The sequence below is a fragment of the Ruegeria sp. H8 genome, assembly GCF_056532905.1.
Genome location: NZ_JBQFNY010000001.1, coordinates 791381 through 806610, shown reverse-complemented (window position 1 = coordinate 806610; position 15230 = coordinate 791381). Strand labels below are relative to the sequence as shown.

Annotated in this window: 13 protein-coding genes and 3 tRNA genes; 7 read left to right on the top strand and 9 right to left on the bottom strand. The window is 57.5% G+C overall.

Annotation, left to right across the window (positions count from 1 at the left end):
- Positions 1-5 precede the first annotated feature (5 nt).
- Complete coding sequence (locus tag ACR0A2_RS03995) at positions 6-1592, bottom strand: APC family permease (RefSeq protein WP_480834116.1); 1587 nt, start codon at positions 1590-1592, stop codon at positions 6-8.
- Between the two features lie 112 nt (positions 1593-1704).
- Positions 1705-1779, bottom strand: a tRNA-Val gene (locus ACR0A2_RS03990).
- Positions 1780-1959: 180 nt separating this feature from the next.
- On the opposite strand from ACR0A2_RS03990, the gene ACR0A2_RS03985 reads away from it, so the two are divergent.
- The 3 genes from ACR0A2_RS03985 (at position 1960) to uvrA (ending at position 5193) form a co-directional block, all read left to right on the top strand.
- Positions 1960-2036 (top strand) — tRNA-Asp (locus ACR0A2_RS03985).
- Positions 2037-2080: 44 nt separating this feature from the next.
- Positions 2081-2157: transfer RNA gene (locus ACR0A2_RS03980), tRNA-Asp, on the top strand.
- A 177-nt stretch (positions 2158-2334) separates the two neighbouring features.
- Positions 2335-5193 carry an excinuclease ABC subunit UvrA gene (uvrA, locus tag ACR0A2_RS03975; RefSeq protein WP_152457857.1) on the top strand — a complete coding sequence of 953 codons (2859 nt, stop codon included), beginning with the start codon at positions 2335-2337 and terminating at the stop codon, positions 5191-5193.
- Positions 5194-5230: 37 nt separating this feature from the next.
- On the opposite strand, the gene ACR0A2_RS03970 is transcribed toward uvrA, so the two are convergent.
- From ACR0A2_RS03970 to ACR0A2_RS03950, 5 genes are all read right to left on the bottom strand, one after another.
- Positions 5231-5422: a YgaP family membrane protein gene (locus tag ACR0A2_RS03970; protein ID WP_152457858.1), complete on the bottom strand. Its 192-nt coding sequence runs from the start codon at positions 5420-5422 to the stop codon at positions 5231-5233.
- Positions 5423-5494: 72 nt separating this feature from the next.
- Positions 5495-6367, bottom strand: coding sequence for a 3-hydroxyisobutyrate dehydrogenase (gene mmsB / locus ACR0A2_RS03965; RefSeq protein WP_480834114.1), 873 nt, complete (start codon positions 6365-6367; stop codon positions 5495-5497).
- Between the two features lie 3 nt (positions 6368-6370).
- Entirely contained in the window at positions 6371-7411 is a 1041-nt protein-coding gene (locus ACR0A2_RS03960) for an enoyl-CoA hydratase/isomerase family protein (protein ID WP_480834113.1), read from the bottom strand.
- 7 nt (positions 7412-7418) lie between these two features.
- Positions 7419-8561, bottom strand: coding sequence for an acyl-CoA dehydrogenase family protein (locus ACR0A2_RS03955; protein ID WP_480834112.1), 1143 nt, complete (start codon positions 8559-8561; stop codon positions 7419-7421).
- A gap of 112 nt (positions 8562-8673) precedes the next feature.
- Positions 8674-9789, bottom strand: a complete 1116-nt coding sequence (locus ACR0A2_RS03950; protein ID WP_480834111.1) for a carboxylate-amine ligase — start codon at positions 9787-9789, stop codon at positions 8674-8676.
- A gap of 137 nt (positions 9790-9926) precedes the next feature.
- On the opposite strand from ACR0A2_RS03950, the gene ACR0A2_RS03945 reads away from it, so the two are divergent.
- Positions 9927-10778, top strand: coding sequence for a class I SAM-dependent methyltransferase (locus ACR0A2_RS03945; protein ID WP_171228679.1), 852 nt, complete (start codon positions 9927-9929; stop codon positions 10776-10778).
- Positions 10779-10849: 71 nt separating this feature from the next.
- Entirely contained in the window at positions 10850-11326 is a 477-nt protein-coding gene (locus ACR0A2_RS03940; RefSeq protein ID WP_170344465.1) for a fasciclin domain-containing protein, read from the top strand.
- Between the two features lie 68 nt (positions 11327-11394).
- On the opposite strand, the gene ACR0A2_RS03935 is transcribed toward ACR0A2_RS03940, so the two are convergent.
- Together ACR0A2_RS03935 and ACR0A2_RS03930 are read right to left on the bottom strand one after the other, a co-directional pair.
- Complete coding sequence (locus ACR0A2_RS03935; RefSeq protein ID WP_480618819.1) at positions 11395-11979, bottom strand: L,D-transpeptidase; 585 nt, start codon at positions 11977-11979, stop codon at positions 11395-11397.
- A 203-nt stretch (positions 11980-12182) separates the two neighbouring features.
- Positions 12183-13682: a CoA-acylating methylmalonate-semialdehyde dehydrogenase gene (locus ACR0A2_RS03930; RefSeq protein WP_152457866.1), complete on the bottom strand. Its 1500-nt coding sequence runs from the start codon at positions 13680-13682 to the stop codon at positions 12183-12185.
- A 104-nt stretch (positions 13683-13786) separates the two neighbouring features.
- Between ACR0A2_RS03930 and ACR0A2_RS03925 the strand changes: the two genes are divergently transcribed.
- Both ACR0A2_RS03925 and ACR0A2_RS03920 read left to right on the top strand, forming a co-directional pair.
- A complete protein-coding gene (locus tag ACR0A2_RS03925) occupies positions 13787-14689 on the top strand; it encodes a LysR family transcriptional regulator (protein ID WP_480834110.1) in 903 nt (300 codons plus the stop codon).
- Between the two features lie 60 nt (positions 14690-14749).
- Positions 14750-15187, top strand: coding sequence for a CBS domain-containing protein (locus ACR0A2_RS03920; protein WP_171116112.1), 438 nt, complete (start codon positions 14750-14752; stop codon positions 15185-15187).
- Positions 15188-15230: the final 43 nt, after the last annotated feature.

The following is a 15230-nucleotide window of genomic DNA, read 5'->3' as shown; positions in this document are numbered from 1 at the left end:
TTTTTTTACAATCCAATGACGGGTTGCTTTGGATCAAGTATTTCTTCTTCGGCTATGTATTCATTGAACTTATCGGGTGGCAGAGCCGAGCGGACGGCAAGAACGAAAATGATCGACGAAAACAGGACGCAAAGCACAAGGTCCCACCCAAACGGGATCTGCTTCAACGAACCGGCTCCGAATTGCCCAAGGAATGAGATCAGCCCAAGGCCTGAGAAATAAGGCACAAGCCACAGGGCCTCGGTAACGTCCATTTCGTCTAAACGTCCCCGGAACCGGATCAGCAACAGAATTTTCCCGACAATCAGCGCGATGCCAAGCCGCCAGACCGTGTCCCATCCGCTCCAATAGACGATCATCGTGGCGATGGCGAAAGCGGACAGTGCGACAAGGCGTACGGCCGGTATTCGGATCGATCTGGGATGATCTGGCAAAAGGTTTCTCAGGCATACCACGGCTATGGGTCCGACGGCGAATGACAAGACGATGGCCGCACCGTTCAGGGCAATGACGGTGGTAAAGGGTACTGTCAGTAGGAAAACCGTTCCGATCAGAAAGTTCAGCCCCAGCGCCCACAGCGGAACCCCGAATGACGACAAAACCTGCAACCGTTTGGGCAGGAAACTGTTTTTTGAAAGGGCGAGAGCGATACGGGCGTTCGACCCGGTTGCGACCAGCCCGTTTCCAAAGGGGCCTATCACGGATCCGACATTCAGAAGGCTCAGAAACCAGACTAGCCCGACAGACATGATGATAGCGTCCAGTGGTCCTTCGCCACCAAAGCTCAACTGTGCCCATCCTTTGGACAGCATGGATGGGTCCAGCGCACCGATGAAGGCCACTTGCAAGCCAAGGTAGATGACGGCGCAAAGAACAATCGACAACACCAATGCGGCCGGAATTGCAAATTTTGGATTTCGAACTTCGCCAGCCATATCAACCACATGGCGAAAGCCGATGAATGAAAAAATAACGCCCCCGGTGGAAACGGCGGCCATGATACCCTGCGCGCCGTAGGGCGCAAAACCATCCGGTTGGGTGAAGTTCTCGATGTTGAACCGGCTTGCGACAAGCAGAATGGACAGGACAACTGGTATGGCGATCTTGGCCCAGGTCAGCGCAGCATTGACGCGCGTGAAGAACTTGACCCCAAGCGCATTCACCGCGACGAACAGCAGCATGAAAACCAGCGCAACGAAAATACCCGCCCCGGTCAAATCACCTGTCTCGGCCGTATGCAGCCAGGGCGCATACGGCGCCAGGTACTTCAGCATGGCCTCGACTTCGATTGGCGCTGTGGTGTTGTAGCCGATCCAGGCGGTCCATCCCATGGCCATCGATACGATGTTGCCATGCGAAAACTGAGGCACGCGCGCGATCCCTCCGGGAATGGGCAGCATGGCGGAAATCTCTGCGAAGGTGATGGCCAATATGAACATGGCAACCGCGCCGATTATCCACGAGATCGTGGCCGCGGGCCCTGCATGCTGAACGGCCAGAAGGGGGCCGAATAACCAGCCCGAACCGATGATTCCTCCGACTGAAATGAAGGTCAGTCCCAGCAGGCCGATGTCGCGCTTTAACCCCGTCATGGTGACCTCAGCCTTTGTGTGTGGCCTTTGATCGGGCCAAATAGGGCAAGATAGCCGCCGAACGCGCGACATGGCAAGCCCGCTGGTTTCAAGCGAAAATCCGAAAAAGGGATGGTGGGTGATAAGAGATTTGAACTCCTGACATCTTCGATGTGAACGAAGCGCTCTACCACTGAGCTAATCACCCATGACATGCGGTCATATCTTCCGCGGGGGTGCGCTGCAAGGGAAATTGAACAATTCGCGCGGGCAAAAAACAGCGGGCAAACAAAAAACTGGATTCTGACAAAAAACTGCAAAACGCCGCTTGACGCTGCCCGACCGTGGCCATAATACACCCAAACGTTCAGCAATGAACATGCAGCGGGCGGTTGTAGCTCAGTTGGTTAGAGTACCGGCCTGTCACGCCGGGGGTCGCGGGTTCGAGCCCCGTCAACCGCGCCATCGCTGCCAACCTTGGTCCAGGATAAAGGCCATGAAATAGATGCGCGGTTGTAGCTCAGTTGGTTAGAGTACCGGCCTGTCACGCCGGGGGTCGCGGGTTCGAGCCCCGTCAACCGCGCCATTTTCTCCTCAAAATTATGAATCCGCCAGACAGCCATGCATTGAGCTGTTCGATTCCATGCACATCGTTTGATTTGGTCGGCGAAAACCTGTACGTTCACTAAATGTTCTAACTTTTCTGTTGGAGACTCGGGCAAGCTCGCCTATCTCTAAACCACTTGTTTGTTGGGGGCCGGAAATGGCTGAGCTGAAGAATATAGAGGTGCGCGGCGCGCGCGAGCATAACCTCAAAGGCATCGATGTCGACATCCCTCGGGATCAGTTGGTGGTGATCACCGGGCTGTCCGGTTCGGGCAAGTCGTCGCTGGCGTTCGACACGATTTATGCCGAAGGTCAGCGCCGTTATGTCGAAAGCCTGTCCGCCTATGCGCGGCAGTTTCTCGACATGATGGAAAAGCCCGATGTTGACCATATCAGTGGACTGTCTCCGGCGATCTCCATTGAACAGAAAACGACCTCGAAGAACCCGCGCTCGACTGTGGGGACCGTCACCGAGATCTATGACTATCTGCGTCTGTTGTTCGCGCGCGCAGGCACGCCGTACAGCCCGGCCACCGGCCAGCCGATCGAGGCGCAACAGGTGCAGGACATGGTCGACCGCATCATGGCGATGGAGGAGGGCACGCGGGGTTATCTGCTGGCTCCGATCGTGCGCGACCGCAAAGGTGAGTACCGGAAGGAATTTCTGGAACTGCGCAAGCAGGGGTTCCAGCGCGTAAAGGTGGATGGTGAGTTCCATGAGCTGGATCAGCCCCCGACATTGGACAAGAAGTTCCGTCACGATATTGACGTTGTGGTCGACCGCCTGGTTGTTCGTGAAGGCATGGAAACGCGTTTGGCCGATAGCCTGCGCACCGCTCTGGATCTAGCGGACGGAATCGCGATTCTGGAAACCGCCCCACGAGAAGGAGAGCCGGAACGGATTACCTTCAGCGAGAATTTTGCCTGCCCGGTCAGCGGTTTCACAATCCCGGAGATTGAACCGCGCCTGTTTTCGTTCAATGCGCCATTCGGAGCTTGCCCGGATTGTGACGGCTTGGGGGTCGAGCTGTTCTTTGACGAGCGTCTCGTGGTGCCGGATCAGACGCTGAAACTGTATGACGGGGCCCTGGCACCATGGAGGAAAGGCAAGTCGCCGTATTTCCTTCAGACCATTGAGGCCATCGCGCGTCATTATGAGTTTGACAAGAACACGCCTTGGAAAGACCTGCCCAGCAAAGTGCAGCAGGTGTTCCTGCGGGGCTCGGGCGATGAGGAGATCCAGTTCCGCTATGACGAGGGCGGACGGGTGTACCAGGTGACACGCAGCTTCGAAGGCGTGATTCCGAATATGGAACGGCGTTATCGCGAAACGGATAGCGCGTGGATACGCGAGGAATTCGAACGGTACCAAAACAACCGCCCGTGCGGCACCTGCGAAGGGTATCGTCTGCGCGCCGAAGCCTTGGCCGTGAAGATCGCGGGGCTGCATGTCGGTCAGGTGGTACAAATGTCCATCCGCGAAGCGCTTGCCTGGATCGAGGATGCTCCGAACCATCTGAGCGCTCAGAAGAATGAGATCGCCCGGGCCATTCTGAAGGAAATCCGCGAGCGGTTGGGTTTCCTGAATAATGTTGGTTTGGAATACCTTACGCTATCTCGTTCAAGTGGAACCCTGTCAGGCGGCGAAAGTCAGCGTATCCGTTTGGCAAGCCAGATCGGATCGGGCCTGACCGGGGTTCTTTATGTGTTGGACGAGCCCTCGATCGGCTTGCACCAGCGTGACAATGACCGGTTGCTTGGTACGCTAAAGAATCTGCGGGATCAGGGCAACACCGTGATTGTTGTCGAACATGACGAGGAAGCCATCCGCGAAGCCGATTATGTGTTCGACATTGGCCCCGGCGCCGGCGTTCATGGCGGGCAGGTGGTCAGCCACGGCACGCCTGAGCAGATCGCAGCGGATGCGGCCTCGATCACGGGGCAGTACCTGTCGGGCGTTCGCGAGATTCCGGTGCCCGCCGAGCGGCGCAAGGGGAACAAGAAAAAGGTAACGGTGGTAAAGGCTTCGGGCAACAACCTCAAAAACGTGACGGCCGAATTTCCTTTGGGCAAGTTTGTTTGTGTCACGGGTGTATCTGGCGGCGGTAAGTCGACCCTGACGATTGAGACGTTGTTCAAGACCGCCTCGATGCGCCTGAATGGCGCGCGGCAGACGCCTGCGCCGTGTGAGACAATCAAGGGTTTGGAGCATCTGGACAAGGTCATCGATATCGATCAACGCCCGATCGGGCGGACTCCGCGGTCGAATCCGGCAACCTATACCGGGGCCTTCACTCCGATCCGAGACTGGTTCGCCGGGCTGCCCGAGGCGAAAGCGCGGGGATACAAGCCGGGCCGTTTCAGCTTCAACGTGAAGGGCGGCCGCTGTGAGGCCTGTCAGGGGGACGGCGTCATCAAGATCGAGATGCACTTCCTTCCCGACGTCTATGTCACCTGCGAAACCTGCAAGGGCGCGCGGTACAATCGCGAGACGCTCGAGATCAAGTTCAAGGGCAAATCCATTGCGGATGTGCTTGATATGACGGTGGAAGACGCGCAGGAGTTCTTCAAGGCGGTGCCATCGATCCGCGACAAGATGGATGCGCTGGCCCGCGTTGGTCTTGGCTATATCAAGGTGGGTCAACAGGCGACCACGCTGTCGGGTGGTGAGGCGCAGCGTGTCAAACTGTCCAAGGAACTGTCGAAACGATCAACCGGGCGGACGCTCTATATTCTGGACGAACCGACCACGGGTCTGCATTTCGAAGATGTACGCAAGCTGTTGGAAGTGCTGCATGAATTGGTCGATCAGGGCAATACCGTCGTGGTGATCGAACACAATCTGGACGTGGTGAAAACCGCCGACCATATCATCGACATCGGGCCTGAAGGCGGCGACGGCGGTGGTGAGATCGTAGCCGTCGGAGCACCCGAAGAGATCGCTCAAGTCGAACGCAGCCATACCGGTAGGTATCTGAAAACCATGCTCAACCCGGATCGGGTGGCGGCGGAGTAGGCGGCTTCAGGCTGCCTTCACTCCACCGCCTTCCCAGTCAATTTTTCTTGGTTGGGCAGGTGCTGATGCCCAACACCGAGTATATCGGGCATGAATTCAGCAGACCGGTGACCAACGGCACGATGCCGATCCACATCCAGGTTCCGTATCCCAACAGAGCCCCCAGAATAAGCGCGGCGCCTAATGCGATCCGAAGCGTTTTGTCGAGCCCACCCATGTTTTTGGTCATCACGTAAGAGTCCTTTCCAAAAGGTTGCACCCTTTGGGTATCAAACATTCCGCGGGTGGAATATGACTTGGATCAACTTCGCCCACGCTTTTCAAACCGAGGCAGCATGGCGCTGAAATCGCGGCCCAGACCGTCCTCGTTTTCGACGAATTGCTCGTAAAGAGCAGTCGCGGCCTGTCCCATCGGTGTATCTGCATCCGCACTGGATGCGGCCTGTTGGCTGAGGCGCAGGTCCTTCAGCATCAACTCGGCTGCAAATCCAGGAGTATAGTCATTGTCGGCAGGGCTTTGCGGGCCAACGCCCGGGGCAGGGCAATAGGCGTTCATCGTCCAGCTGTACCCGGATGAGGTGCTGACCACATCGAACATCTTTTGGCGGTCCAGACCCAGTTTGTCGGCCAGGGCAAAGGCCTCGCACGTGGCGATCATGGTCACGCCGAGGATCATGTTGTTGCAGATCTTGGCGGCCTGGCCGGCTCCGGCTTCGCCGCAATGAACCGCTTTCTGCCCCATGATGTCGAACAGAGGAGCCGCCTTTGCAAAGGCGTCGTCTGACCCGCCGGCCATGAATGTCAGGGTGCCACCTGCCGCGCCGCCGACTCCCCCCGAAACCGGAGCGTCAACGAACAGGAGACCCGCGCCGCTGGCCTGTTCCGCGACTGCGCGTGCGCTGTCCACGTCAACTGTCGAGCAATCGATCAGCACGGCACCCTTCGCCATGGCGGGAATGATCTGATCTGCAACGGCCCGCAGGATGGCGCCATTCGGCAGCATGGTTATGACGGCATCGGCAGAGGCGACGGCTTCGGTCGCGGTACCGGCTTGAGTCACCCCGTCAACGGCGACGCCGGACGTGTCGAACCCGAGAACCTGATGGCCGGCCTTTGTCAGATTGGCCGCCATGGGCGCCCCCATGTTTCCCAGTCCTATGAACCCGATCTGCATCTCTCAGTCCTCCTCGAATGTCAGGGTGTCCGCACCCAATGGCTGCAACATTTTCGAGACGGCCACCAGCGGGACGTCCGTATCGGAAAACTGCCAGTTCGGGTTGCGGTCTTTGTCTATGATCTGCGCGCGGATACCTTCCAGAAAGTCACCATGCTCCATCGCCCGGTGGGTAAAACGGTATTCCATTTCCAACGCGCGCCGCATGGTCAGAGAGGGGCCACGCAGACGGTGCAGCATCTCGATCGTGCAGGCCATGGAAAGCGGTGCGTTTTTCGTTATTTTTTCCAGAGTTTTGTCTGCAAATTCCTGACCGTCATTGCGCAGGCTGATCAGGATGTCGCCCAGAGTTTCACCGGAAAAATGATTGTCGATGTCCGTCAGCGCCCCTGCCAATTCACCATTGGGTGGCGTTTCGGAATGTTCGGCCACCAGTTCGGCATTTCCAGACGCTTCCAGAATTTCGATCAGGTCAGACCATTGCGACTGGGGGATGAAATGGTCGGCAAACCCCGCAAAGATCGCGTCCGCAGGCCCCATCCTGAAGCCCGTGGTCCCCAGGAATTCACCCAGTCGCCCCGGTGCAAGGGCCAGCATCAGTGATCCGCCGACATCCGGAATCAAGCCAATCGAGCATTCGGGCATGGCAATCCTGGAGCTTTCTCCGACGACACGGTGGCTGCCATGGCAGCCGATGCCGACACCCCCGCCCATGGTAAACCCCTGAAGAAAACTGATGACTGGTTTGGGATATTCGAAGATAAGGGCATTCAGACGATATTCATCACGCCAGAACTTCTGACCATACGCATAATTGCCCTTGGTGCCCGTTTCATAAAGTTCGGCAATGTCACCCCCTGCACAAAAGGCTTTTTCTCCTTCAGCGTCCAGAACGATCAGGTCAACGGCATCGTCTTCCCGCCAGTTGCGCATCGCCGTGTCGATGGCCATGCACATGTCATAGCTCAACGCGTTCAGCGCATGGGGGCGGGTCAGGGTGATGCGACCGGCACGGCCTGTGGTGCGGATTTCAATGTCTGACATCGGGGCCTCAGCGACTGGCGAGCAGTTGGCGCGCGACGATCACGCGCATAATCTCGTTCGTGCCTTCCAAAATCTGATGAACGCGAAGATCGCGCACAAGCTTTTCGATGCCGTAATCCGCAAGATATCCGTACCCGCCATGCAGTTGCAGGCACTGATCCACCACTTTCGACCCGGCTTCGGTTACGAATTTCTTCGCCATGGCACAGAATTTCGTGGCATCGGGCGCGCCGTTGTCCAGTTTCCATGCCGCCTGACGCAGGAAGGTGCGTGCCGCCTGTAATTCGATCTCCATATCCGCCAGACGGAACTGAAGGGCCTGGAACTGATCGATGGATTGGCCGAACGCCTTGCGCTCGGACATGTATTGCAGGGTCATATCCAGCCCGGCCTGAGCAGCCCCAAGAGAACAGGCCGCGATATTGAGTCGCCCGCCATCGAGGCCCATCATCGCGTATTTGAAGCCGTCGCCTTCGGTGCCCACGAGGTTGCCTGCGGGAATTTTGCAGTCGTCGAACTGAACCTGCGCAGTGGGTTGGCTTTTCCAGCCCATTTTCTGTTCCAGCGCCCCAAAGCTGAGCCCCGGCGTGCCGTCCTCGACATAGACGGTCGAGATCCCCTTGGGCCCGTCCTGACCGGTGCGTACCATGCAAACATAGGCATCCGAATAGCCACCGCCCGAAATGAACGCCTTGGTACCGTTCAACGTATATCCTTCGTTGGTGCGTTCGGCGCGGGTTTTCAAGGCCGCCGCGTCAGAGCCGGAACCGGGTTCCGTCAGGCAATAGCTCAGAACCGTATTCAGGCTCAGAACATCCGGCATAATGCGCGCCTTTAGGTCATCATCTGCGAAATTGTCCAACATCTTGGCGCACATGTTGTGGATCGACAGGAAGGCGGCGACCGAGGGGCAGGCCATCGACAGCGCCTCGAAAACCAGCGTGGCATCCAAGCGGGTCAGATTTGACCCTCCGCTTTCCTCGGATACGTACAGCGCGCCGAAACCAAGCTCGCCTATCTGGGGCCACAGGGTTTTGGGAATGGTTCCGTCCACCTCCCACTGGCGCGCAAAGGGGGCGATGTTTTCCTGCCCGAACGCGTGCGCCATGTCGAATATGGCTGTTTGCTCCTCGCTGAGTGCGAAATCCATGACGCTCCCTCCCGTCGGCATTGAATTGAACGGTTGTTTATTTCTGAATTCTTACAGAAATTTTGCAGGCGCAACAATGAGTCGGTTGAAACTGGTCACAAGCCGGAAACGTTCAGAGATCGGCGTGAAATTCCTCGATCAGGTGGCGCACGACGGCTTGCCCCGGATCATCACCGCGCGCTGATGCCTCGGCATGAATACGGCGTTGGCGCGTGGCGGAAGTGCCGTTTTCAGCAATCTGCCTGAGCCGTGCAAGCTCGGTCATCGTGCCAAGTGCTTCGGTGTCTTCTGCCAACAACCCCATGAGGTCGCCGATCAGTTCAGACATGGGCTTGACCGAACGGTCGCCGAAATCGATCAGCCCTTCGCCCACTCCGTAGCGCTGTGCGCGCCAGCGGTTTTCACCGATCAGGAAACGATCATATTGCCTCCAGCGCAGGTTGCGGTCTTTCAGACGGCACAGCATCCGGGTCAATGCCTGAACCAGTGCGGCCAACGACAAAGTGTGTTCCAGACGGGGTTGAACATCCATGATCCGCGTTTCCAAAGTTGGGAAACGATGTGAGGGGCGTAGATCCCACCAAATCTTGGTGGTGTCTTCGATGACCCCAAGCTCGACCAGAATGCCCGTGTTCCGTTCGTACTCGCCCCAGCTGGCGAACACGGGTGGCAGCCCGGTGCGGGGCAGGTTGTCGAACACCGTCAGCCGGTATGAAGACAGGCCGGTATCCTCGCCGTTCCAATAGGGCGAAGATGTGGAAAACGCCAGAAGATGAGGAAGAAAGTATGACAGTTGCGGCATCAGATCGGCACGCAAGGCAGGGTCCTCGACCCCGACATGTACATGCATCCCGCAGATCAGCATCCGCCGGGCAACGCCGCCCAATGCATGTTGCAGCGCGTCATAGCGTTCTTTCCGCGTGTGGTGTTGATCCTTCCAGTTGGCAAAAGGGTGGCACGAGACGGCGATAGGGGACAGGTTGTATTCAGCAGCCCGTTTCGACACGCATGACCGCAGCCGCTTCAGGTCTTCGCGCGCCGAAGCGACCGTGGCGTGCGGTCTGGTTCCAACCTCGATTTGACATTGCAGGAACTCGGGGCTGACCTGACCTTCGAAATCGCTTTGGCAGGCCGCCATCAGCGCTTCGGGGGCTTCGGACAATTGCAGGCTGTCACGATCCACCAACAGGTATTCTTCTTCGATCCCGAGTGTAAATTCCTGCTGCATGGGGCCCCTCGCAGTTGTCAGTCCCATCAGTGAATACGGAAATTTACGTTTTGCCAAGGGTTTGACAGGCTTGCCCTTGCAGAGAAACGGTTCGCAACGGTAAGGAACATTGCATCACAGATCGCGGAGCCAGCGCCTTGAAACCCAGAAAATTCCCGAAGATCAACGCCGCCCTTGAAGAATTGGGGGTGAAACTGGTCGACAGAGTTGCGGAACAGGATGAACGGGCGCGGCTGGAAGCCTTCGAAGCGGCGGGAGGGTTGACGCGCCCCGCTTATGCGTTGTCGCCAGGGATGGAAGGGTTCGACATCTCTCAACTTGTGGCGGAATACGAGCGTCACAAAGCCGCCCTGGAGGCGCTGAAAGATCCCGCACGCAACCAGACCGGTTATCGTACGGGCAATGGTTACTATGACAGCCCGGATGCGGATGCGTTGTATCTGATGATCCGCCGTTTTCAGCCCAAACGCGTGATCGAGGTCGGTTGCGGCAATTCCACCCGTGTGACCCGTCAGGCAATCATCGATGGCAATCTGGATACCACCATTACCGCGGTTGATCCGTACCCACGCGCCGATATCGCCCATGTGGTCGACCGGTTCGAACAAAAACGTCTTGAAGAAACAGACCCGGCACTGTTCGCAGAGCTGGAGGCCGGAGACATTCTGTTCATCGACTCCAGCCATGTCGTACGGATGAGCAACGATGTCGCCCATCTGTTCTGCCGCATTATACCGTCGCTGAATCCCGGGGTGGTGATCCACGTTCACGATGTTTTTTTGCCCTACGAGTATCCCAAGCGCTTCTTCTATGATTGCCCGGGCTGGGGAGAGCAGTACGTATTGCACAGCTTGCTGCAATCTGGCGCGTATTCAATGCTTTGGCCGGGATATTACCTGCAACAGGATCGGCCTGATGCCGTTGTTGCCTTGCCGTTCCTGGCCGAGGGGCGGGCGCAAAGCATCTGGGTGCAGCTCAAAGAAAACTGAAACCAAAGTGATCCATTGCGGCAAAAGGTCCGTAACCCTTTCCATAACACGCTGGAGAGGAGAAGACAGCTATGTTCCGTCGTACATTCATGGGCGCAGCCGCCGCACTTGCTTTTGCTATGCCGCTCAAGGCTCAGGCCGCTGATATCGTCGACACCGCCGTTGCCGCCGGGTCGTTCAACACTCTGGTCGCCGCCGTTCAGGCTGCAGGCTTGGTTGACACCCTGAAAGGAGAAGGTCCGTTCACCGTATTTGCACCCACAGACGAAGCCTTTGCTGCGCTTCCTGAAGGCACTGTCGAGACGCTTTTGAAACCAGAAAACAAAGATCAACTGGTCGCGATCCTGACCTATCACGTGGTACCGGCCAAGGTTATGTCCGGTGATATCGCCGGCAAACGCGCCAAGGTCCTGACTGTTCAGGGCGACCGGCTGAGCGTCAACGCCAAAAACGGCGTGAAAGTGAACGACGCCAAGGTCGTACAGGCCGACATCGAAGCCAGTAATGGCGTCATCCACGTCGTCGATGCCGTGATCCTGCCGGAATAAACGCCGTCTTCCAAAGACAAGAAAGCCCCGGCGATTGACTGGGGCTTTTGCTTTTCAGAGAGGGTGAATCAGACCAATCTGACCTGCGTGCCGACTTTTACCAGCGGATACAGCTCTTCTACATGCTGGTTGTACAGGCCAATGCAACCTGACGAGCTCTGACGACCGATCTTGCGGGTATCATGCGTGCCATGGACAAGATAGGCAGGCCAACCCAGATACATGGCGCGGGTTCCCAGTGGGTTGCCGGGATCGCCACCTTCCATCCGAAGAGGCAGCGAAGGATCACGTTCGCGCATCGATGCCGTAGGTGTCCAGCTTGGGAATTCGGTTTTGCGCACTACTTTCGTGTATCCGCGTTTGGTAAGCTCTTCGCTCATGGGCACGGAACTTGGGTACAGTTTGTATGTGCCGTCAGGCCCCCAGTAATGGACGGCGCGGCTGGTGATATCGGCCAACAGGCAACCAACGCCCAATTCATCGAAATGGTCCTGCCAGTTCTGCTGCGAGAAGGACGATATATTGCGTCGGACTGGCAATTGCGTACTGATCGCCTCTTCCGTTTCCGGGAAAGCATCCGTGCTTTGTGCCCGAACAAGGGCAGGTGTTGCCACCAAAGAGGCCACGCCCAGCAAGGCAGAGCGACGGGTCATATGGGATTGGGACAAGGTTGCCTCCGATAAGTTCACTGCTCAGTACATCGTTCACGCCAAAATATGGGTGTTGGTAGAATTTTTCCAGAGTGAACCACTTGAATTTCCTGTGACCGATTGGATGAAAGCAGGTTTTCGGCGGAAAGATGCAAAAAGCCCGGCCGTTGAACAGGCCGGGCTTCAAGCGTCAGGAAAACGTGGGATCAGTCCATGGCCTTGAAGTTGAACTCGCCACCTTCCTTGATGCCCGACGGCCAGCGTGCGGTCACGGTTTTGGTGCGGGTGTAGAACTTGAAGCTGTCTGGGCCGTGCTGGTTCAGATCGCCGAACATGGATTTCTTCCAACCACCGAAGGTGTGATAGGCCAGCGGAACCGGGATCGGAACATTGATGCCGACCATTCCGATGTTCACGCGACTGGCAAAGTCGCGTGCGGTATCGCCATCGCGGGTAAAGATCGCGGTGCCGTTGCCGTATTCGTGATCCATGGCCAGCTTAAGGGCCTCTTCGTACGAACCCGCGCGCACGGTGGACAGAACCGGACCAAAGATTTCCTGTTTGTAGATGTCCATCTCGGGCGTCACGTGGTCGAACAGGTGGGGGCCGACAAAGAAGCCGTCTTCATAGCCTTGCAGGCTGAAGTCGCGGTTGTCGACAACCAGTTTCGCACCCTGTTCCACGCCTGAATTGATCAGGCCCAGAATGCGCTGTTTCGCGGCGGCGGTCACAACCGGGCCCATGTCGACATCATCGCCGGCGGTATAGGGGCCAACCTTCAGCTTTTCGATGCGCGGCACCAGTTTTTCGATCAGTGCGTCCGCGGTCTCTTCGCCCACGGGAACAGCCACCGAAACGGCCATGCAACGTTCGCCGGCCGCACCGAAACCGGCGCCAACCAGCGCGTCCGCCGCCTGATCCAGATCGGCGTCGGGCATGACGATCATGTGGTTCTTGGCACCGCCGAAGCACTGTGCTCGTTTCCCATTCGCGGTTGCGCGGCTGTAGATATACTGTGCGATCGGGGTTGAACCCACAAAGCTGACGCCCTGGATGATCTCGCTGTCGAGGATGGTGTCGACAGCTTCCTTGTCGCCGTTCACGACCTGGAAAACGCCTTTGGGCAAGCCGGCTTCGACGAACAGTTCAGCCAGCATCAGGGGTACGGACGGGTCGCGTTCGGACGGTTTCAGAACAACGGCGTTACCGCAGGCCAGAGCAGGGCCAACGTGCCAGAGCGGCATCATGGCCGGAAAGTTGAACGGCATGATCGAGCCGACAACACCCAAAGGCTGGCGCATGGAATACATGTCAATGCCGGGGCCCGCGCTGTCGGTAAACTCACCCTTCAGCATCTGCGGTGCGCCAATGCAGTATTCGATCACTTCCAGACCACGCTGCAAATCACCCTTGGCGTCGGGGATGGTTTTGCCGTGCTCGCGGCTCAGCGCTTCGGCCAGTTTGTCCATGTCGCGGTTCATCAGGCCGACCATGGCCATCATGACGCGCGCGCGTTTCTGCGGGTTGGTTGCGCCCCATGCGGGCTGGGCGGCGGCGGCGGCCTCGATTGCGGCGGTGGTTTCCGCTGCACTGGCCATCGGGCACTTGTATTGAACTTCACCCGTTGCCGGGTTGTAGACGTCGTCGAAACGACCGGACGTTCCGGCGACCATTTCGCCGTTCAGGAAATGGGTCAGGTCTTGCATCAATAGCTCCTCCGATAGATTTGCGCGCAGAATAGGCTTGCAGAAATCCCGCGAACAGAGGCAATGTCTCAAAAGAGTTTTGCAAAAATGCAAAAGGGATCAAAATGACCCCAAATTGGGATGATATGCGGATTTTCCTGGCTGTCGCGCGCGAGGAAAGCCTGTCTTCCGCTGGTCGTATCCTGAAGATCGACCCTGCCACCGTCGGTCGACGCATTGCGCGCCTTGAGGCAACGCTGGATTCCACATTGTTCACCAAGTCGCAGCAAGGCTATGTTCTGACCCCGGCGGGACAGCGGCTGTTGGAACACGGGCTGCACGCAGAAGAGGCGATGCGCGCGGCGGCCGGGGCGGTAACAGGACCAACGAAAACCCTGAGCGGGCAAATCAGGATTGGCGCGCCGGACGGCAGTGCCAACTATCTGCTGCCGCAGGTGTGTGCCAAAATCAGCGACGCAAACCCTGATCTGGACATACAGATCCTTGCGCTTCCGCGTGTGATCAACCTGTCCCGTCGCGAGGCGGATATGGCGGTTACGGTCAGTGCGCCGACCGCCGGTCAGCTGCTGGTGAAGAAAATCAGCGACTACAAGCTGCACATGGTCGCGACCGAAGAGTATCTGAAGCGACATGATCCGATCGAGAGCATAGCTGACCTGAAGGGCCACAGGTTGATCGGCTATATCCCTGATATGATCTTTGACCGGGAACTTGACTACCTGAATGACATTGGCGTTGACCGTGTCGCTCTTGCATCGAATTCGGTATCGGTTCAACTGCGGCAGGTCTGCCTGGGAACAGGGGTTTGCGTGGCGCATGATTTCACGTTGCCGTTCCACCCGGGGCTTCGGAAAATCCTGACGGATCAAGTGAGTTTGACGCGCAGCTTCTATCTGGTCAGGCATCAGGGTGACCAGCGCAACGAGCGGTTGAACCGCTTTGCGGATGCCCTGACACGCGGTATTCGCGATGAAGTGCTTCGTTTGGAAGCAGGCCCCGACGCTTGACAGGTCGCGGCAATCGCGCAACGCTTTGGAATAAGTGTTATTATTCCGGAGGTATTCTTCATGCTAGTTCAGGCCATCCTGAAGTCCAAAGCGACAGATGGTGTCGTGACCGTGGCGTCAACGGCGACAGTCTCAGAGGCCTCGAAGATTCTTGCGGACAAGCGCATCGGTACGGTCGTTGTTTCCGACGATGGTGGCAATACCGCGGTTGGCATCCTTTCGGAACGCGATATCGTCCGGGAACTGGCGGCCAGCGGCAGTGGTTGCCTGAACCAACCAGTAAAGTCTTATATGACCCAAGACCTCGTCACGGCGACGCGCCAGACCACCGTGGAAGACATCATGTCCCGTATGACAGAGGGCCGCTTTCGCCACATGCCGGTGGTTGAAGATGGAAAACTCGTAGGCATTGTCACTTTGGGTGATGTGGTAAAGGCTCAGCTTTCCGAACTTGCGATGGAAAAAGATGCCCTTGAAGGCATGATAATGGGGCACTGACGACAAGGGTTGCCCAAGCAATCACTTGCACCTGCAGCAAAGT